This is a genomic window from Xanthomonas sp. BRIP62411 (genome assembly GCF_003993525.1).
Lineage (GTDB): Bacteria > Pseudomonadota > Gammaproteobacteria > Xanthomonadales > Xanthomonadaceae > Xanthomonas > Xanthomonas euroxanthea.
This window is the reverse complement of the sequence record NZ_QEZI01000002.1, coordinates 202,567-222,244: the sequence shown is the minus strand read 5'-3', so window position 1 is coordinate 222,244 and position 19,678 is coordinate 202,567. Positions and strand designations below refer to the sequence as shown.

General features: G+C 63.4%; 17 protein-coding genes and 1 other RNA gene. 4 read left to right on the top strand and 14 right to left on the bottom strand.

From position 1 onward, the window contains the following. Window positions 1-30: 30 nt before the first annotated feature. Window positions 31-2,487 (bottom strand): S8 family peptidase, encoded by a 2,457-nt coding sequence (locus tag EO139_RS01360; protein WP_126969079.1) that lies wholly within the window; start codon window positions 2,485-2,487, stop codon window positions 31-33. A 132-nt stretch (window positions 2,488-2,619) separates the two neighbouring features. On the opposite strand from EO139_RS01360, the gene ssrA reads away from it, so the two are divergent. Both ssrA and EO139_RS01350 read left to right on the top strand, forming a co-directional pair. Continuing rightward, window positions 2,620-3,016: a transfer-messenger RNA gene (gene ssrA, locus EO139_RS01355) on the top strand. Window positions 3,017-3,120: 104 nt separating this feature from the next. After that, window positions 3,121-4,404: an integrase arm-type DNA-binding domain-containing protein gene (locus EO139_RS01350; protein ID WP_126969078.1), complete on the top strand. Its 1,284-nt coding sequence runs from the start codon at window positions 3,121-3,123 to the stop codon at window positions 4,402-4,404. A 66-nt stretch (window positions 4,405-4,470) separates the two neighbouring features. On the opposite strand, the gene EO139_RS01345 is transcribed toward EO139_RS01350, so the two are convergent. The 5 genes from EO139_RS01345 to EO139_RS01325 form a co-directional block, all read right to left on the bottom strand. After that, entirely contained in the window at window positions 4,471-5,541 is a 1,071-nt protein-coding gene (locus tag EO139_RS01345) for a macro domain-containing protein (RefSeq protein ID WP_126969077.1), read from the bottom strand. After that, window positions 5,541-6,185 carry a DUF4433 domain-containing protein gene (locus tag EO139_RS01340; RefSeq protein ID WP_126969076.1) on the bottom strand — a complete coding sequence of 215 codons (645 nt, stop codon included), beginning with the start codon at window positions 6,183-6,185 and terminating at the stop codon, window positions 5,541-5,543. The genes EO139_RS01345 and EO139_RS01340 overlap by 1 nt, the downstream gene beginning before the upstream one ends. Before the next feature lie 186 nt (window positions 6,186-6,371). Further along, window positions 6,372-6,605 (bottom strand): hypothetical protein, encoded by a 234-nt coding sequence (locus tag EO139_RS01335; RefSeq protein ID WP_126969100.1) that lies wholly within the window; start codon window positions 6,603-6,605, stop codon window positions 6,372-6,374. 131 nt (window positions 6,606-6,736) lie between these two features. After that, window positions 6,737-7,675, bottom strand: a complete 939-nt coding sequence (locus EO139_RS01330; protein WP_126969075.1) for an SOS response-associated peptidase family protein — start codon at window positions 7,673-7,675, stop codon at window positions 6,737-6,739. Window positions 7,676-7,684: 9 nt separating this feature from the next. After that, window positions 7,685-7,909: a hypothetical protein gene (locus EO139_RS01325; RefSeq protein WP_126969074.1), complete on the bottom strand. Its 225-nt coding sequence runs from the start codon at window positions 7,907-7,909 to the stop codon at window positions 7,685-7,687. 59 nt (window positions 7,910-7,968) lie between these two features. On the opposite strand from EO139_RS01325, the gene EO139_RS01320 reads away from it, so the two are divergent. Together EO139_RS01320 and EO139_RS01315 are read left to right on the top strand one after the other, a co-directional pair. Further along, window positions 7,969-8,172 (top strand): hypothetical protein, encoded by a 204-nt coding sequence (locus tag EO139_RS01320; RefSeq protein WP_123137206.1) that lies wholly within the window; start codon window positions 7,969-7,971, stop codon window positions 8,170-8,172. 262 nt (window positions 8,173-8,434) lie between these two features. Further along, window positions 8,435-8,875 (top strand): hypothetical protein, encoded by a 441-nt coding sequence (locus tag EO139_RS01315; RefSeq protein ID WP_126969073.1) that lies wholly within the window; start codon window positions 8,435-8,437, stop codon window positions 8,873-8,875. 6 nt (window positions 8,876-8,881) lie between these two features. Here EO139_RS01315 and EO139_RS01310 read toward each other — a convergent pair whose 3' ends face one another. From EO139_RS01310 to EO139_RS01275, 8 genes are read right to left on the bottom strand one after another with little or no spacing between them, the layout of a single operon-like run. Next, entirely contained in the window at window positions 8,882-9,532 is a 651-nt protein-coding gene (locus tag EO139_RS01310) for a hypothetical protein (protein WP_126969072.1), read from the bottom strand. Between the two features lies 1 nt (window position 9,533). Next, window positions 9,534-10,211, bottom strand: coding sequence for a hypothetical protein (locus EO139_RS01305; RefSeq protein ID WP_126969071.1), 678 nt, complete (start codon window positions 10,209-10,211; stop codon window positions 9,534-9,536). Further along, window positions 10,211-10,522 (bottom strand): hypothetical protein, encoded by a 312-nt coding sequence (locus EO139_RS01300; protein ID WP_126969070.1) that lies wholly within the window; start codon window positions 10,520-10,522, stop codon window positions 10,211-10,213. The genes EO139_RS01305 and EO139_RS01300 overlap by 1 nt, the downstream gene beginning before the upstream one ends. Then, window positions 10,519-15,126, bottom strand: a complete 4,608-nt coding sequence (locus EO139_RS01295; RefSeq protein ID WP_241235887.1) for a host specificity factor TipJ family phage tail protein — start codon at window positions 15,124-15,126, stop codon at window positions 10,519-10,521. Before EO139_RS01295 ends, EO139_RS01300 begins: the two co-directional genes overlap by 4 nt. After that, complete coding sequence (locus EO139_RS01290) at window positions 15,117-15,509, bottom strand: peptidoglycan endopeptidase (RefSeq protein ID WP_126969069.1); 393 nt, start codon at window positions 15,507-15,509, stop codon at window positions 15,117-15,119. Before EO139_RS01290 ends, EO139_RS01295 begins: the two co-directional genes overlap by 10 nt. Next, window positions 15,509-15,970: a DUF1833 family protein gene (locus tag EO139_RS01285; RefSeq protein ID WP_126969068.1), complete on the bottom strand. Its 462-nt coding sequence runs from the start codon at window positions 15,968-15,970 to the stop codon at window positions 15,509-15,511. Before EO139_RS01285 ends, EO139_RS01290 begins: the two co-directional genes overlap by 1 nt. Next, complete coding sequence (locus EO139_RS01280) at window positions 15,967-16,323, bottom strand: hypothetical protein (protein ID WP_126969067.1); 357 nt, start codon at window positions 16,321-16,323, stop codon at window positions 15,967-15,969. The genes EO139_RS01285 and EO139_RS01280 overlap by 4 nt, the downstream gene beginning before the upstream one ends. Further along, entirely contained in the window at window positions 16,323-19,676 is a 3,354-nt protein-coding gene (locus tag EO139_RS01275) for a phage tail tape measure protein (protein WP_126969066.1), read from the bottom strand. The genes EO139_RS01280 and EO139_RS01275 overlap by 1 nt, the downstream gene beginning before the upstream one ends. Window positions 19,677-19,678 lie beyond the last annotated feature (2 nt).

The following is a 19,678-nucleotide window of genomic DNA, read 5'->3' as shown; positions in this document are numbered from 1 at the left end:
TACGATTCCCGATTCCCCACTCCCGATTCCTCACGTCGCCCCAAGCATCCGCATCAAATTCGGCACCCCCCTGCCCTGCACATAGCGATCGCGCTGCAGGTCGGTGCAGGTGTCCAGCATCAGTTGCTTGACCCGGTCCGGGAAGCCGATGAACTCGCGGCGTGCGGAGAGGAATCCGGCCAGCACGCCGGAGACGTGCGGTGCGGCCATGCTGGTGCCGCTCATCTCCACCATCAGGCTCGCCGGGTCGTCCGGGTCGAAGTCGTAATAGGCCGACAGGATCTTTTCGCCCGGCGCCACGACGTCCGGCTTGCCGCGACCATCGGCGGTCGGTCCGCGCGAGGAAAAATACGACACGCCGTAGTTGTGCGGGCTGCTTTTGTGCACCGAGCCGACCACGATGGCGTCTTCCAGATTGCCCGGGTCGCTGATCGACAGATCCATGTTGGCCGGATACGCATCGCCGTCGTTGCCCATCAACCACGCCAGGCCCTCGTTGCCGGCGGCCACCACCACCAGCACGCCTTGCCGCCATAGCCGCCGCAGCTCGTTGCACAGCGGCGTAAAACCGCAGCCATAGCTCTCCGGATCGAAGTAACCGCCAAGGCTCAGATTGACGCCGTGGATGACCAGCTCGCCGGCGCGCTCGTTGATTGCCGCCACCTGCTGCACCGCCTTGATCATCCACGAATCGCGGCCGTTGCCGGCGTCGTCCAGCACCTTGAAACCGTAGAGCTGGGTGTCCGGCGCCATGCCGGCGAACTCCAGCGGCTTGCCCGGGTTGCCCTGCGCGTCGGCAATCACCGCGCGGCTCTGGCCGGCGATGATCCCGGCGATATGCGTGCCGTGCCCGTGCCGATCCAGCCGGGCGAAGGCATCGCCGTCAGCGCGTGTCAGTCGCTTGGCTGCGCCGCGGCGCGTGCAATCCCATTGCGCCACCACCGTGTCGCGCTCGCCCTTTGCGAAGAAATGCGGATGACTGGCCGCGATACCGGTGTCCAGCACTGCCCAGCCGATCTGCTGGCCGCGTGCGCGATACGCGGTACGCGCCGCATCGGCATGCAGGACGTTGCCGGACACGTTGATCAACGCGCGCTTGCCGGCATCGCGCCACATGCGCCGGAATCCCAATGCCCGGTAGCGGTCCTGCAGCGATTCGATCTCGAACCGCGTCAGCCGTGCCGACACAAACCGCTGCAGGCCATCTTCCAGCGCGATCGCCTCGTCCAGCGCTTCGCCGCTCAAGCCGGTGGTGCCTGCAGCGGCCTGGCGCAGTTGCGCCAGCAGCAGCGCACGCGTGCCGGCCGGATCATCGCCCGACACCCGCCGATCCAGCTCGATGAGCACCTCGTGCCGGTACTCGGCGCCATGCGCTTCCAGTTGCTCGCTGAGATCCTTGATCAGCACGGCATTGGAGACCGGTTGATCGAACCCGACGCCCACCGCCTCGCGCACCGCCGCACGCACCTGCGGGATCGACAGGTAGCCCGAACCCGAATGCGCGTTGTGCTGCCAGTCCGGGTTCAAGCGCGCGCCTGAGAGGTTTTCGAACCGTCCCTTGGCATTGGCGATGTCGTCGCTGAGATCCGGATCCAGCGCGATCGGATCGCGCGTATCGGCGACGTTGATCCAGCGCCGCACGCACGGAGGAAACGGCAGCTTGCGCGTGCCGGTCCAGCGCTTGAACATGCTGCGCACCTGCGGCAGGCCCAGGGGCGAGCCCAACGTCAGGAACAGGCTGACCTCGCACTCGGCAGCCTGGAGCTGACGCAGCACGTCGAAAGCGATCATTGACCCTTGGCTGTGCGCGACCACCACGAACGGCCCGCCCCCCGAGCGCAGGCGCTGCATCAGGCTGTCGCGCATCAACGCTGCACGCTCGGGCACGAAGAACAAATCGTGCACGTCCTGCAGCAGTGCGGCGGAGATCAGCCGCAGCAGCACGCGGTTGATTGCATCGATCGGACCTTTGGCCTGCACCTCGCCGGCTGCCGGCATGGCGGGCGCGGCGTCCAGCTCGTCCAGCAACCGATGCAGATCGCTGCGCTCCTGCTCGCTCTGCGCCAGGGCGTCGGCGAGCAGATGCAGGTCCTGCTCGCCTGGCACCAGCCCAAGCGTGCTCAGGGCGCGCTGCACGCTCTGATTGAGTGCCGGGCCGACATCGCGCGCATCGCAATTGCCGGGTTCGGCAACCGGATAGCGCTCGCGATTGACCCAATACGCCAGGCGCGTGCGCTCGCCCATCGGCCGCCCGAACAACGCCTTGTCCCACTGACAGCGCAACACCTCGGCCGGCGGCTTGTTGCCGATGCCGTGGATATAGATCACCGTGCGCGCCTTGCCCTGCACGCGTGTCAGCGTGGTGTCCTGCGCCTGCTGCTGCGGGGCCGTGGCTGCGCGCCGAGGCTTGGCTGCGTCGACACCTGGTGCGCGCTTGCGGGGGACGCTACGTGCCTGCCGCGAACGGGGGGGCTTGCCTGTCGCCATCGCTCTCTCCTTGATTACCAGACCATTCCGTCCGATAGGACTGAAGCCACTGTAAGCGCCGCACGTCTCACCACTTGTGACAGGGCGCCCCGATCCCTACACTGATCAGGTCAGCGTTTTGATGCTTTCCCCGGGGGTGCACTGGTTTCGACGGGGGTCGCGAAGTCGCTTGGCGCATGCCGAGGGGGCAGCTTTCCTCGTTAATCCAGCAGCAAACTTTTAGTTGCCAACGATGACAACTACGGTTCGGACTTCGCTATCGCCGCTTAATTGGCTTTAGTTGTAGTTCTACAGCCGCCTAAGGCGAACCCCCGAACCTACTTGTGCCCGTGCTCGTAGGTGTAGGGTCATTATCACGGAACCATCGGTAGTGGCTGCCTGTCAGCTACCGGTTAGATAAAGCAGGCTGGTTTCCAGGTGCGCTTTGCCAACCGTGCTGCCTGGGAATGAGATCTAACGGAGGGCTAAGCATGTAGTGCTGGGGATGGAGTGCTTCCGGACGGCGGTTCGATTCCGCCCACCTCCACCAATGAGTGGACCGATGAGGTCCTGGAAAGGCCGGGAACCCCCGTAAAACAAGGGTTCTCGGCCTTTTTCATGTGCGACGCAGTGCGTACGTGAACGTATCAGGCCCTGCGACGTTGGGGGTACATATTGGGGTATCTCGCCATTCGGCTGACCTTGATACCCCCAATGCCCCTGACCGACCTCGCAATACGCCGCGCCAAGCCCTCCGACCGACCGCAGAAGCTCTCAGATGGCGGCGGCCTGTATCTGATGGTCGCCGTGAACGGTGGGCGCTACTGGCGCTGGAAGTACCGGTTCGCAGGCAGAGAGAAGCTGTTGGCTGTCGGTGTCTATCCCGAGATTCCACTGGCTCTCGCTCGGCAGCGCCGCGATGAGGCGCGCCAGCTGCTGGCCCGAGGTATCGACCCAGGCGAGCACAAGAAAGCTGCCGCCGCTGCGCGCGCAGTGCTCGGTGCCAACACCTTCGAGGTGATCGCCAACGAGTGGCTGGACAAGCGCAATTGGGTGGATGGGTACCGCGTGAAGGTCGTCGGATGGTTCACGAACGACGTGTTCCCGTACATCGGCGCGCGGCCGGCGGCGGAACTGGATGCCCCCGAGTTCCTGGCGGTGGCCAGGCGTATCGAGAAGCGCGGCGCCTTCGAGTCGGCGCATCGGATCATGCAGAACTGCGGCCAGGTCATGCGCTACGCCATCGCCACCGGGCGCGCCAGCCGCAACCCCGTCGCTGACCTGCGGGGCGCGCTGAAGCCAACGCCCGAGCGCCATCTGCCGGCAGTGACCGATCCGGACGAGCTGGGGCCGCTCCTAAGCGCCATGGACGGCTACAAGGGCAGCCATGTCACGCGCTGCGCGCTGGTGCTCGCTCCGCTGCTGTTCGTTCGTCCTGGCGAGCTACGGCAGGCCGAGTGGTCGGAATTCGACATTGAGGCCGCCCGGTGGAACATCCCCGCCGAGAAGATGAAGATGCGGCAGCCGCACGTCGTGCCGCTCTCACGCCAGGCGCTGACTGTCCTGGCTGACCTGCAGCGGCTCACCGGCGCCGGCCGCTACCTTTTCCCCAGCACCAGGACGAAGCTGCGGCCGATGTCAGACAACGCGGTGAACGCAGCTCTGCGCCGCATGGGCTACGAGGTGGGCACGGTGACCGGCCACGGCTTCCGCGCTACGGCCCGCACGATCCTTGACGAGATCCTGGGCTTTCGGCCGGACATCATCGAGCACCAGTTAGCGCATGCGGTGAAGGATCCCAATGGCCGCGCCTACAACCGCACCACCCATCTGACCGAACGTGTGCGCATGATGCAGCGATGGGCTGACTACCTTGACGAATTACGCATTAACCAAGTCGGCAGCACCAATCATGCTGGGCGGGATTTCAGCCGATGAAAGGTGCGTAGCATCTTTGGTGGCCTCTCGCTGCCACCTCACGCACCACCTACCCGCACCCATCTTTCAATGAACGACGCTTGCAGCCTCTGTATCCCATTTAAAATGCTTAAGCCTTTCCCAAGCACGCTCAATATGCTCAGTCTTCATAAGGCGAGCTTTTCTATTATTCCAAGACCAAACCTCTTTAACAGCCACCTCGGCCGACTCAGCAGCAAGAGGCGATTGCATCATGACCCAGTGCACCGAGCCCAGCAACTCAAGACCAAAAGGGTCTTCATAGCCCTCTATCAATGCAGCCACCCTTTCCATTCTTTCTTCGGTAGCCAACCTACCAGAGAGAAAACTGGAGGCCTCCTCCGCAGAGCCGGGAATCAATTCTATTTGCTTTAGCGGAGTTTCATCACCATCCCCAAATCCTTGAAGATAGTGCCCTTCAAGCTTATTGAGGACAAAGCGTAGATTATTGGAATAGGGGCCGTACGTTCCTTTCGTATATTTGAGCCTCAATGGCTCACCAGCTTGCTCAAGAAAGTACATCAGTTTATGCACTTCTACCAGACGCACCATCGGGTCCAGCAAAGCTGATCTATATTTGTCGACTAGAGCCACTACCGCAGCACCACCTGGCGTAAGCGGCTTCTTGATAGTACGGTTCGGCATGTCTTCTGCAGGAGGAGCCCCATCTGGAGAAAAGAGCTCAACACGAACGTTTTCAAGATGCCCCAAGGCGCGCTCTATCAAGGGGCGAACATCGCTCCATGCCAGCCCGCCATATCCACATCCGAGCGGCGGAACGGCGATAGATTTCAATTCGTAGCGCCTAATCACGTCCACCAAATCTACAAGGCCATTCTTGATGTCCTCGATCTTGCTCTTCGATTTCCAGTGTTTTTTCGTTGGGAAATTAATGACAAATCGCGGCCCGCCGCCCAACTCGCCAAGTTCGACAACTTGCATTTTACCGAGCTGCATTTGACCCAAGTCGCAAGCCGCCCTGTAATGATCATACATTTTTGGATACGCGCGCTTGAATTGAAGAGCAATGCCCTTGCCCATCACTCCTTCCGTGTTGACGGTATTGACAAGCGCATCAACGTTTGCCTTTAGGAGGTTGCCTGTCGCGATTGTAATCATTAGTAATACCAATTCGGAAGAACTTTAACTTCAGGCCGATGAGAATGCCGACCAACTTCTATGATTTTTCCAACCTTCGATGCTATCGATTTGTTTTGACAACCTATACCTATAAACGCTTCCCACGGCACCAGATCTCTAACTAAAAATTCAGCTGCCTTTTGGTGTTGCTGCCCACTCCAAGAGGTCGCCTTTATCGCTGCCCAATTTAGCTGCTTAAAGCCAGCTTTGCTATTGTAAAACAATGCATGAGCAGCTGAAGCATTCCCGTCGCTAATAGCCCATTCCCGTCCAAGGTTCATGAGAGCAGAGCTTCTAGTCACAAGATGCAAAATAGTCTCTTGACAACCTTCAGGACGCCCTGTTTTTCCTTTGTTTATGGTGTACAGCATCACTGACCTTGGGCAGTAGTAGAACGGCACGAACTCTCCCACGAAGGCCTGACCTTGAGCACAGCTCACTCTACATACCTCAAGCCGCCTTTGCTTGATGTGCGAGTATCCAACCACAGTAGGCTCGTGACCGTTGCGAGCCAGATATCCATCCGAGTACAGCGCGCCGGTCTGAATGATGGCGGGCAGGTTCTCGATATCCGTAATGTGATATGCAGCCGGATCATCAGGGATGAGATTTTCGTTTGCCATAAGTACCTTCGAGACCGTCTGCTATGTATAGTCGATTACACAGACAACGCAAGCTCGGCCCGTGCCCCGCGGTCGTGTCGCTTGGCCACTGAACTGGTCCAAACTCACAAACGTCAGCATCCGCACGTTTGCTAGAAGGTATCGTGACGGCTTCCAGCTGCCTGTTGCGCGCTCGGGCCGGGCGAACTAATTGGATGAGTCGCACGCAAACTCGGCCGCCACCTCGAAAGCCTGAGCGATCGGCAGCTTAACCGCTGGCAGAATCACTGGGCTTCCCACGGTCTTCAGCGACACATCGGCGTCACCCGCGCCGTTGCGCCTAACTCTTGCGAGGACATCTGCACCTCCCGGACCCACGCGCAGTATTTCCCAGTCGTCCCTATCGATTTCATGGCCGACGATCGGATTGTGCCAGTTCATGCCAGCAGGCAGATCCGGCAGCGTTAGGCCTTCGGGAGCAATGACGCTGGGCTCTTTGGAGCGCTGTAAAGCTGCGCGGTGTGCAGATCGTGACGGCATAGCCCGCTATTCCTGTTGTGGTTGTGGATGGGTCATGCGGCGAGCCGATGCTCATAGAACGGATGCCGCTTGTCGTCGAAGATGGCCTGCAATGCCTGAAGGTTGGCGGGATCCGGGTTGAGCCAGGCGTCGACGTGCTCGGGCTTGATGTTGATGATGGTCCGGTCGTGCCCCACAGCGGCCACCTCGGGCTCCGGCTCGTCGGTGATCGCGGCGAAGCTCAGCAGATCAGGCTGCTCGCCGCTCGGATCCGTCCAGCGCGACCATAGGCAGGCCACCAGCATCGGCTCGCGATCGCTGGGTTGGAACTGCACCACGCGATTCTTGCCGTCCGGCCCTTCCACGTTCTCGTAGAAGCGGCCGACAACCAGCAGGCCGTGGGTGTAGCCGAACTGCTCGCGCCAGAACCCCTGAAGGCTGTCCCGGCGGGCATTGTAGGTACCCGGGTATTTCGTGTCGTAGATCGGCGGCTTCCCGGCCGGACGGCACTGGTAGCGCATCGGCTTGATGACGCGCTGGCCGCCCTCGGAGATGATCACCGGCGCGTAGTAGCCGGGGAAGATGCGGTAATCCCGCGCCTTCGGTTCGGTCCGCTGCAGGTCAGCGATGCGGCCCTTGATCTGCTCGATCTTGGTCGTGGCGATGCGCTGGTCGTTCGCCGCCTTCTTGGTCGGCTTGGCGCTGGCCAGCACCCGCTCTGCATCTGCCAGGCGTCGGGCCTGCTTGAACAGTTCCTGCTCCAGGGCCTGACTGTCCTCGGCGTCCCATACGGCAAGCTCTGCGGCGATCGCGGCCACGCCGCCCTCCCCGCCCGCGCGAAATGCATCGTCCATTGCCTTCGGGGTCTTGGGCCGCTTCTCCGCCTCACCCTGCCGCAGCCACAGCTTGGAAAACTCCTCGATCGACATGATCGCCCCGAAGTTGCGCACCAGCTTTCGGTAGTCGGCCTGGATCTCAGCGGAGTAGCACATGGCGGACCCTCAGCAGTCGCGGTCGCTGTTCTCCAGGCCATGCCAGGCCAGGATCTCATCGAGCCGCCGGGAGACGAATTGGGCATCCTCCCCCGTGACGGCGCCGTCGCCGACGATGTCCGCCATGCCGGCGAACGCTTGCCAGAAGTGGCAACGGTCGGGGCTGTTAGCTAGCAATGACGGGACGGCCGCGTCCAGGTTGTCGAGGTGGGTTCGAAGCTCGGATCTGTCCATGCCTGCAGTATCGGCAGCACCGTCTCAGGGCATGAGACGGGTGGCCGTAGACTGCTGGCATGGACACCACCACCCCCAGCCTTTTCGAACAGCTGCAGCAGCGCCTGGCGGCCACGTCCGAACCGCTTGAAGTCCTCAACCAGTTCGAGGCGGAGCTGCTGTTTGCCTTCCCTGGCGAGGCGGCCGTGATCGTCGAGTTGGTCACATCCTGGGGTCATCGTCTGGGCGTACTTACACACGACGAGCTTGAGGGTTACGTCTAGGGTGCCGGCTGGGCGCTGCTCAGGCGCCCCCGGGTTGAGCGACCAGCGGTCCCGGGTCCGGCAGCTGCATATTGGCAGCGATGTCGGATTTCCGACATCGGCGTGGCCCCCACAGCCGCGTCGGATTTCTCCGACCGCGCGCGGCGTGCAGGCATAGCTCAAATGAACGTTTTTTTGCATGTGCGGGCCAAGCATCTTGGCGTTGCGCCGAGATGACCTCGCGCCGCCGGCAGCGACCGGCGCAGCACATTCGGAGAACCCAATGCACGCACTGCTGATCACCGCCGCCGCGGCGCTTCTTGGCGTCGCCCTTCCTGCCGCCGCCGGCGAACCCAGCCAGTTCGGCCACGCCGCCCAGCTGTATCAGGAGACGTCGGTCACCGGCGAGACGCTGGACGCCTTCGTCACTCGGATCGCGCCGCGCGCCTGCGCAGCCTCGGTGAGCAACAGGTCAGTTGTCTGCGGCGAGATCCTGGGCGCGGGGCCGTATAGCCTGACGCTCAAGACCGATGGGCGGCAGGATTGGTGCGAGGTCCCGAAGACGGCGGCCCCATACGTCCTGGTCAACGGCATCGCCAAGGATGCGCGCGCCGATCATTTCTCGATCGCCAACCGGTTCCGCCCCGGCTACCTGGTCACTCCCTGGAGCATCAAGTTCCAGGACCGTAGCGGCGTCCGCGAGGTTGCGGCCTCCGGCTTCTGATTCGCCTCACGCCGCTGCCGCATCGATGGCGGACAGGCTGGCGGCGATTGCACGGTTGGTTGCCGCCTTAATCAGCTCCTGCAGCTTCCACCCCTGAAGCTGCTGAGTGGTCGCGGCGTCCGGGTAACGGATGGCATATGTCGGCGCGATCAGGTCGGCGATAGGCGCCGCCAGCACGCCCAAGGCGGTGCCGCGGTCTTCGACCTGAAACGTAACGGTGCCGGTGTCGTTGGTCGGGTTCCAGACGATGGTGATCTGCCGCGCAATCGGGTCAGCATCTGCGTCAGGCGCGGCGACGTTGGAATCGTAGGCGGCGCGCGTGGCCGCCTTGATGCCCAGCAGCAGATGCACGCCGGGTTCGGTCACCGTGTCGCCGGGCACCTTGATCAATTCGCCTGTCGCCGGGTCTGGCTCGGTCGTTGCTGGTGCGGTGATGTCGTAGCTGCGGCCAATCAGGTCGCTGATCTGCACGGTCAGCACGAGCAGGAAGAAACGCTCCAGCGTCTGGGTCCAGCCGTCGGGGTGTGGCTTGGTGGTCATCTGCTCGAGGTGGAACTCGACAGGTCCGTCATTGGTGGTCGGGTCCCACCGGATCTCGATGCGCGGCGACACGATCCGGGTCTGTGTGCCGAAGGTTGTGTTCTCGTTGATGACCATTTCAGTATCCAGTGACGTCGAGGATGGGAGCGCGTACCCAGGCCTGGCCGTATTGGCCAGGAGCAGGGAATGGGGTGCCATTCGCGCCAGTCTGTGAAAATTCACCCGTGTTGATCGCACTAATGCTGGCAACGTTGGCGTTGATATTGACCACCCCCCTTCGCCACACGACGCTCACTAACCATTGCGGCCCACCGCCGACAACACCACCGGCGGCCACGATGGCGTTGCCTGCTGATCCGGCAAGCGACGCATACGTGCGTCCCGCCGGCAGCGTGATTGAACCACCTTGGTTGGCATTGCCCTGCAGTAGTCCGCGCACCCGCATGTATTTGAGAGTCGCGTCGAAAACGACCTGATTGTTCGCTGGATTGCGAATGACAAGGTAGTCGCGCCGCCCGAAAGTGGGCTCGTCGAAGACGTACGCTGTAAAACTTCCGCCAGTCGTGAAGCCCGTAAAGGTGAAGTTGCTGCCGCTCTGCGTCCGTTGCATCAGCGCGGCGTTGTTCTCGCCGAGAAATGCGAGCACCGGATTGGTGCCGCCGATCGTCAGGCTCCATGTCTTCAAAACGCCGGAGCCTGTTGGGTTGATCGTCTGCTTCGATGCTAGCGCCAAATTCTTCCAATCCTCCGAGATCGCAACGCGATTTGGGCCGGCGTTGATCCGCGCGAATGCCATCAAAACCTCCCGTAGTACAACGTTCCGCCGGCGCGCGGCTGGTTCGCCGAGTCGGGGGAACTCCAGCGGATCGCATTCCCGTTGTCGCTGAGGACCGGCAGCAACGTGGTGCCCGAGCCGCTATCGGCGACAAACCAGTAATACAGCTGGTTCGCACTGCCGGTAATTGGCACCGCCACCGATCCATTGGACCCGCTGGCGATGCCGATCGCTCCCATGTGCTGCGTAAGCAGATCCGAGTCGGGCTGGTCCGTCACTTCCAGCAACACCGCATTGGTCACCTCATCTCGAACGCGCAGAAACGTCGTCATACGCCTGGTCCCAGGGCGATCACCTGTACGCCGTTGGGCGCATAGCAGTAAATCTTGCCGTTGACGATCTCACTACGTCCCTGCCCGGCGTCCACACCGACAAATCTCACTTTGTCGAATGCGAAATCCAGGGTGGCACTTGTTCCATTGTTCAAGGAGCGCCAGCCGGCCACGCGGTTGTTTACGTCCAGTGCCAACGTGTAAGAAGCGGAGTAGCTCGCGAACCCGTTTTCGTTGACCGTCATCCGTGCTTCCAACGATTGCGTGACGGACGCCTGCTCCAAGACAGAGGTGTCATCGGTCCACAACGTAGCGACCAGCCCCGGCTCCACCTTGAGCTGCCTGAAGTACGTTGGACCCGGTGTTCCTTCGACGATCAGCCGCACCAATAGCCGAGTCGTGCCCGAAGGTGCGTTCACGCTTATTTGAAATCTTTTCCAGACAAGCCAGCTGCCAGAATCGGCAGCAACAGACACGGCTCCGATCAAGCCCGACGCGTTGTAGGCGCCAATCTCCAGTCTCGCAACCCCATTGCCGTTGGTTTTTAGGATGTCTCCGGACAATGTGTAGATGCCGGCCGGCGTGTCGTTTACAAACTGCTCTGCCGCGGCCCCGCCAGACGTGGCAGGCATCACCAGATAGGGACCGTTCAACGCGTTATTGAACAGGACCGCTCCCGCAGGTAGCACCCAGCTGGAAGACCCTCGGGCAAAGGTGGGATTCTTCAGCATGTTGGCGTTGATGTTGGTCTTCGCCACCACGGCCGTGACTGCGGTGCTGGTGGCGTTGGCCTGATTGCCCACCTGCTGCACCTGCGAGCTCAGCGCGTTGAGCGCCGCGGTCTCTGCTTTGCCAGCAACCGCGGCGTTGGTTGAGTCGATCCGCTGCCCCAGCGCCTGGTCACGGGTAACACTGGCCTGCTCCACAGAAGTGACGCTCGCGGAGGTCGCAAGCCCGCCGCTTCCGGCCGGCATGCGCCCCTCTACCACGCCGACCCGCTGCGCCATCGCCTCATTGCGTCGGACCGCCGCCTCATCCACTGCCGTGACTCTTGCCGCCGTCTCCAGGGCGCCGTTACCGGCAGGCATGCGGGCCTCTACAGTTCCGACGCGCCGGCCTAGCGCAGTGTCGGCGTTGGTCAGTGCCGCGAATCCCTCAGAAACCCATGCGGATGGAGCCAGCTGCCCGTCGCCCGCAGGTAGCCGGGCATACACCGCTGATAGCCGGGTGACCTCGGCCGCCAGGTCGTTCGCCGTCTGCGTTGCCATATCGACTGCGGCGGCCATGGCCTCGCCCGCGCTCGCGTAGTTGCCGACGTTCTGCCACATGGCGTCGTTGCCCGCTGGCACTACGCCGGAGTTTGGCACCCGCGCCCGGTACAGCCGCCCGTCGTGACGCACGAAGTCGCCCTTCGGATACTGCGAGGCCGCGTTCCATTCGTCAGCGTTGACCAGGTCGCCCAGGGTGGCATTGAGCGCGTCCGCATGTGCGATCGCGTCCTCACGTGCCTTGTTGGCTGCCGCCAGGGCGGCCTCGGCGATCTGGCGGTCGCGCGCCGCAGCTTCCAGGAAGCCCTGCCGGACCTCTTCGGTGGTCTGGTCGATCGCCTGCCTCATTTCCTCCTGCAGCTCGCCCAGGTTCTTGCCGAGCGACTTGGTGACGTACTTGGCCGCCACCGACAGCGTGCCGTTGGTGTTACGGGCGCGGATGGCGAACGTCCACTTGCCCGAGGCCGGGATGGGCGAGTCGAACGCACCGGTGTGGTAGCCGCCGTCACCAACCGGCGTCATGGCATCCCACGCTGGCACCGGCGCGCCCTGCTCCGGTGCCTGGGCATAGCGGATCTCCGCGCCGGCAAGGTTGGCGGAGCGGATGGTGTCGTTCCAGAAGCCCCAGGTGTAGCGCCGGATGCCGCCAGAGATCTCCTCCACGTCGAACAGGTCGTAATTGACCGGCGGTGCGTCGGCGCCGATGGTCGTGAAGATCAGCGAGGCACCGATACCCATCTGGCCCTCCGGGCCGAACGGGCGCACGTTGATCGTGTAGGTGCCGGCGCGCGGGATCCGCCACCGCGCCGTGCGGGTGCGCGTCTGCGCCACTTCCTGCAGCTCGCCGTTGCCGTCTGACGCCGAGGCATAGACCACCGCGTGATCGAAGGGGCCGGTGATATCGAAGGTGGCCACCAGGTCCGTCGCCGTGACGTCACCGGTGGTGATCTGGTCCTCATTGATCGCCAGGTTGCTGAGGATAGGACGCGTGGCCAGCGACGAGCCGCTCTCCGGCCGGATGTACTGGCCGGTCTTGACGAAAATCCAGAACTCTTTCGATTCCGGTACTACGTTGATGCTCGCGCCCTTGAGATCGCTCTCCGGCTGGATCACCACCACGCGCGCGCGCAGGCCCGGCGTGGCCTTGAAGTCGTAGATCCAGATCGTGTCGTGTGCGGGATTGTCCTGCCAGCCACTCTTTACCATCGAGTCCGCATAGGCTTCGCCAGGCAGCGGCGCATCTTCCGGCCATTCCTCGACCAGTTGGATGGTGTCGGTTGGTTCGGTAAAGCCCCGCACGCGGAACGTACGGTAGACCGCCTCGCCCGGAATACGCAGGCCGATGAAAGCGCTGCGCGCGTCCGGCGGTGGCACTGGCTCGTCCAGCGTCAGCGTGACCGTGCCCAGCAGCGCGCTCCGCTCTGCCGCGACGATGCGCCCGCCGAAGCCCCACTGCGTGAGATCGTGCGAGATCGATAGCATCGACATGCGGCGATAGGACAGGTACTGCAGATCCTGGGCGAAGCCGATGTCCTTGTACTGGAACAGGCTCTGCGCGAGGTGGTAGCGCGCCATCTCGGCCGCATGTGCCTCTCGACTGATGCCCTCACCGGTGAGCCGCGCAGGGCTGAGCATATCTTCGACCTTGATGCCAGGTGCCGGCACGCGCAGCATTTCGACCTTCTTGGTCGTGCTGTCGAAGTAGCTGTACTCGATCCCGTCGGCAGAGCTGGCCAGCGTGTAGTCCACGCTGAAGCTGCCCTTCTTCATCTCGGCCATGTTGACCACGCCGGAGAGCGGCTGCTCGTCCGCTGCCCACACCACCGAAAGGCGACCGCCGGCCCAAGTCGTCTGGCCCATGCCAACCAGAGCGATCGCCTGCAGCACCTCGTCGTGGTTGCGCTCTTCGGTGAGCAAGTAGTCGTAGGTGTAGCCGTTCGCCTCGCAGTGACCCATGAAGCCCTGTAGCGACTCGATGTCGATCTCCTCGTCGCTCTTGCCCATGCCGGCGATGAGCTTGCCGTTATGGTCGTAATAGCCGCGCACGTACTTGAGGATGTGCGCGCCTGGGTTGCTTGACTCTTCCGCCACCCAGCTGCCATCGCGCCAAACCGGGATCGGCTCGGCGATGTGCTCGGCCAGCAACTCATCGGGCTGGCCATTGAGCTGGCCGGTGGCCTTCATCAAGATGCCGGTGCGCGCCAAGCCGGCATAGGTAGCGGTGTCCGCCTGCACGCTGCCCATCGTCGACCACTGGAAGTCGTTGCGCTGGGTGTTGTCGCCCTCGTAGTTGCCCTGCCCCAGGATGCGCACGCGCACGTCGTACTGGCCCTTGGCCACATCCGCCGACACCGTGGCGCGCTTGCTGACGTCCAGCTTGTCGCCGGTGAACGTCTGCGTGACCAGCGTGGCCCAGATGCCGGTGCCGGCCGGCGCGTATTGGACCTGCACGGTTTCGGAGACGTTGTAGGTCTTGCCCGAGGTGCCCACGCCGCCCAGCACGTACTCCAGGTTGATCTGGATGCGCACGGTGTCGGCGCTGGTGGTGCGGGTGACGAAGTCGGCCGTATCCGGTAGCTCGCCGCCGTCGGTGGTGTCCACATTGCTGTAAAGCGGGATGGTTTCATCCGGCATCTGGCTATAGCCGGAGTGGTAAACGCTCACGCCCTCATAGCTGGACAGCTGCGTGCCTGCATTGGTGAAGGCGCCCACGCGGCCAACGCCGATGCCCGGCGTGAGCACCATGCCGATGTACTGATCGTCGCCCTCGTAGAAGGTGTAGGGCTTGCTGGCGAAGTCGGGGGCGATCAGCATGCGGCCGAACAGCAGGCCCACCGGCTCATTGGGGCGCAGACGGTTGCGCGGCGCTGCCAGGCTGTAAACCGTGCCGGCGGTACTCGGGCCGGTCGGACTCTCGACCTTCGGACCCAGCACCTTGTTGATCACCAGCGAGCCGGCCACGAAAACCGCAGACGCGGCTAAGCCGCCCCAGGCGCCCGCCACGGCACCGCCCGCACCGGCGATACCGAAGGTGAAATAGGTCAGCGCAACCATCGCCACGATGTACAGCGCGCTTCTGCCGACCGCGCCGCGCACCTCGATGACCTGGCCATCCTTCGGAAAGACATAGGCCCATAGGTGCCGCGGCACGACGCGCCCGCCAATCGACACCGACCAGTCGCCCTGGTCCAGGTCAATTACGTGCCGGTGCAGGAACTCGCACAGGCGCTCGCCCGGCTGAAGGTCCATCGCAATATGGCGCTGCCCTTCCAGGGTAACCGGGTGCGGCGTCAGAACCAGCTGGCCATCATTCGCAGGCGTGGTCATCAGACCCATGTGTAATACCCCTCGATCCTTGCGCCGAAGTCCGGCAGCTCGCGCGCCCGATGCAGCCAGCTGCTGCCGAGCGCGCTGGTTGTGTGAAGCACCCAACCCTCATGGGCCAGGTAGAAGAAGATGCCGACGTGCCCAGGCCGGCTCTGGCCCTTGTCGAACATCAGCACCATGTCGCCGTCGACCGGTGCAGCTGTCGGCACCGCATAGGAGCGCGACAGCTCGCCAAGGGCCGCCTGCCCGGCGGCACCGCGCGGGCGCCGCGCCGGCATCTGCACCTCGCGACCGAACAGCTCACGCTGTACCTGCACCACGAGGTCTGCGCAGTCGTAGCTGTCGGCGTCGTACGGGATGTTGAGGAACCGCTCAACCTCGCTGGCGCGCATCAGAAAATCCCCGGCAGCGTGTGCGGGTTGGCGCGGAGCTTCACTGCTTGCTGCCGCATGAAGAAGTCCGCGCCGATCTGCGCGGTGATCAGCGGGCCGGCAGCACGCACCCTCGTCATTGGCAGGTAGAACCGCCGAGCAATAACGTCGGGCTGGGTACGGTCGGTGATCAGGACGCGGCACATCACTACCTCATTGGGCTGCACGCGCTCCAGATCGTCGGTGATGCCGCGGCCCACGTTGTCCACCTCGAGCTGCGCCCGAGGCGTCTCGCCAGCTGATTCGGCCGGCGGCGCAAAGCGGAATGGATACCCCATATACGTGTTGCCATTGCTTACCCAATCCTCCGTGTCGTTGGCGATGCGCAACACGGCGCCCATGGATGGCGCCGTCATCTCCAGCAGCTCCAGCGGCCCGTCCGGATCCGTCACGCGCTGCCGGCGTTCAAGGAAATTGCTCATCGGCGGAACTCCAGAACAGCCTGACGCGTGCCCTGGGTGAACTCGGCGTTGGCGGACTGCAGGCGGCCAACGGCACCACCCTTGAAGCGTGCCGAGATCTGCTTACGCGTCCGCGGGTGCACCATGTCGAAGTAGCCGACACGGCCGATTTCGTCGAAGTAGAAGTCGTCGAACGCGGTCATCGATTCGGCCGTCAGGAACACCATGGTGACCGGCAGGTCCACCATGACGCGCGTGTTGATGATTGCCTGCTTGGCCGGCCCACGTTCCATCTCGGTGCGCTGCACGGACGGATCTGGCTCTTCGCCGAGATCGGTCGCAAGCAGCCGCACCCCTACGGGGAGACTGGCCATCAGCGCTGCTCCCTAAGTCCGAACCGAGACTTCGCAGCGACGGCCGTTCGTCCACCGCTTCCCATGTCATCAGCGATGATGTCGACGACGAGTTTCCGTAGCTCTCTGCCGTCAGGCGTCGTTGTCCGCTGCTCTCGCGTCTGCACCTGCCCACCTCCGTAATTGTTGATCTCGATCTTTGTCTCGGGGCTCGCAGAGCTGCCGCCTCCCGAAGCCATCGGCGCTGCCGGCACCACCTGGCCGCGGTTCCCCGGAATCAGGTAGCTGCGGCCTCCCTGCTGGAACAGCTCCGGATCCCCGCCTTCGCCCACCTCGTACAGCGAGCGCGGCGCAACCGGACCACCATTCGCGCGGCCGCCGCCGAAGCTCATCCAGCCACCGCCGGCAAACGACCCGGCATTGCTGCCGAAGTTGAGGTTGCTGCCGGCGCCTGCCGAAGTACCGGTCCACGATCCACCTGCACCGCCGCCAGTCAGCCCGCCCATGACGGTGCCGAGAAGACCGACCGCTGCCTGCTTCGCGGCATAGCGCGCGAGGTCGGCAATCATCGAGTCCACCAGGCTGCTGAAAGAGAACTTGCCGGTTTGCGCAAACTGCACAAAGGCGTCCTCCCACGAACTCAGGCTGTTGGCGAAGAACGACCCCGCCTGCTCCGATGCGTTCTGCGCGGCGAAGACGTAGTCCTCCCACACGCGGGTGAAGCCACTGCGCCAATCACCGAGCAACTGCATGCGCTGCTGCTGGTATTCGCGCTCAATGTCGAGCGAGCGCGCGAGACTCCCATCCAGTTCCGCGATTTGGGAGTTGTACGCACCGGGGCTTAGCGCAGTGTTCTTGTCCAGCTGTGCCTTTTCGAGCTTCTCCCGCTCGCGCAAGTACTCGCGCTGAATCTCCAACTGACGCTGCAGCATTTGGGTGGCGTCGGCGCCGCGGCCGATGCCCATGAGATCGACATTGGACTGCTCCTGTCGCTGCTTCTCAAGCTGTTTTAGTCGCTCGGTGAGAGCTGCCTGCGCTGCCAGCTCGCGCTGAGTGCGGAGCGATTCGTCGTTGATCTTCTCCTGCGTCACCAAGTGAGCAAGTTTCGCGTCGACCAGGTCCTTTTCGGCCCTCGTGGCTTTCCGGTACGTATCCCCAGCCCGTGTCCTTTCGGCAAACTTCTCTGCTGCAGTCAGCTTGTCCGTCGACAACGCCTGAGCATCTATCGCAGCCGTCTGCTGGTTGATCTGATTGATCAGCGTCGCGAACGACGTGTCCTTTCTTCCGATGCCCTCACGCTGGTTGAACTGCTTATCGATCTGCGCGTTGGATTGCGCGATGAGGCGTTGCATGGAGCCGTCGGACAACCGCGAATCGGGGTTGCCCTTCGCATCGCGCGCGCCTTCCAGCTTGTTGTAAAGCTCAATGATCTTGTTGCGGGCAGCGAGCTTGGCCGATTCACGGTCGAGCCCAGCCAATCGCGTGGTGAGCGCCTCCGATGCTGCCTTGGCCGCTACATCCTGCTCTTGGTAGACCTTTGCCAGATCTTCAATCGCTTTGCCTCCATTTACCTCCACCTCGAAAACCGGCGTGGGCATGCGGCCTCCGCTGATCAATGAGTTCAGGCGCTGCATCTGAGCCTTTGGCGACGCAAGCGTGGCGAGCATGTCGAACTGCAGGCCAGACGCTGGGAGCAGGTTCTTGAGCCTCCCGCCCAACTTCTCCAGCTCCGTGCTGAAGGTCATCACCTCGCCCCACGCGCCACCAACCTCGTCCTTTACATCACGCCACCATTTTACGAGGCTCGGCATTGCTGCCTCGGCCTGATTGGCGACATTGATCGAGCGCTCGTAGTAGATCTGCAGCGCTTCAGCAACAGCCTGCTGCTCGTTGCCCTCATCCTGCAGCGTGCGGATGCGCAGCAGCTGCGCCGCGGTTAGGAAGCCCTCCTGCTTATTGAGCTCGACCAACGCATCCACAGGATCACGCGCGATACGCTGGAACGCCTCGACGGTCTTGCTGCTGGCCTGGCCGGTGGATGACTCCATGCGGGCAGCCGCCTCGGCGACCATCAGGAACTGCTTGCCGGCGAACTGGCCGGATGCAGCAACGGCGGTGAGCGCGTCCACAGCGCCGCCGCGCGTCACACCGGCGAGCTTGTCCAGGTCCGACACCAGGCCGCGGAACTGCGTGCCGCTGATATCCGCATTGCGACCGGTGAGGATCAGGTTCTTCTGGAAGTCGAACAGCTCGTCCTGGCTCTGCTTCAGCGCGACCGCCAGCGCGACCGCGCCTGCTGCGGATAGCGTCAGCGGGTTGACCATGCCCAACACATACGAGGACACGGCCTTCGCCGCGGGGCCGATGCCGCCGAGCTGGTCCTTCAGCTGGCCGCCCTGCTGGATCGCCACCATCCAGATCGGCTGCCCGCTCACGATGCTGGTGACGATGTCCGTCATCTGCGCCGGGATCATGCGCATGGCCGCCGCGGTCTGGCGCGCGGTCATGCCGTACTGCTCGGTGGTGTTCTTCGACTTCAGCAGCGCCTGCCGGCTCGCCTCGATCTGCGCCTGGTACTGCTGCATCACCTGCGGCTTGATGAGGCCGAGGTCGCCGGCGCGCTCCAGCCGCTCCTCCATCTCGGCCAGGCGATTGAGGCCGGCCACGGTGGGATCGATCTGCGCGAGCAGGCGCTTGAGGTTGAGCTCCTGCACCTCTGCCGCACGCGCCGCCTCCCTGGCCTGATTGGTGGTGCGTGCCTCAGCCTCCTGCAGTGCGCGTGCCCGCGCGACCATGCGCTCCTGCTCGGTGCCAGCGCGGGCCAGTGCCGCCGCCTGGTGATCGATGCCGGCAGCCGAATCCCGCGCCGCCTCTGCCAGTGCACGGTCCGACACGTTGGCCGTGCTCTGCGCCTGCGCATACGCCATGGCCTGCTGCGCAACGCTGCGATAGCGCGCCTCCTGCTCGGCCAGCTGACGCTCCAGCTTCTCCGATGCGCTGGCGGTTGCCGTGGCACCGGCGGCGGCGTCCTTGCCCGCAGCGCTGTACGCCTGCAGGCCGGCAGCGGTACCGGTCAGCCTGCTCTCCATCGCTACCAGCGCGCTGACGATCTCGGCCTGGGCGCGGTTCATGCCCTGCAGCTCGGCAATGACCGTGCCGGTACCGGCGCCGATGCGATCCAGCGCGCCGCCCAGGCGGTCGCCCAGCACAACCGCAGAGCGGTCGATCGAGCGCGACATGGACTGGAAGTAGCGCTCCAGCCGGTCTGCCGATCCGCTGGCCTTGTCGGCTGCGGCGGCGTTCTGGTCCAGCGCTCTGGTGCTTTCGACCAGGCCGCTCGAATCGACCTTAAAGCCAAGTTCGGCGATATCCATCA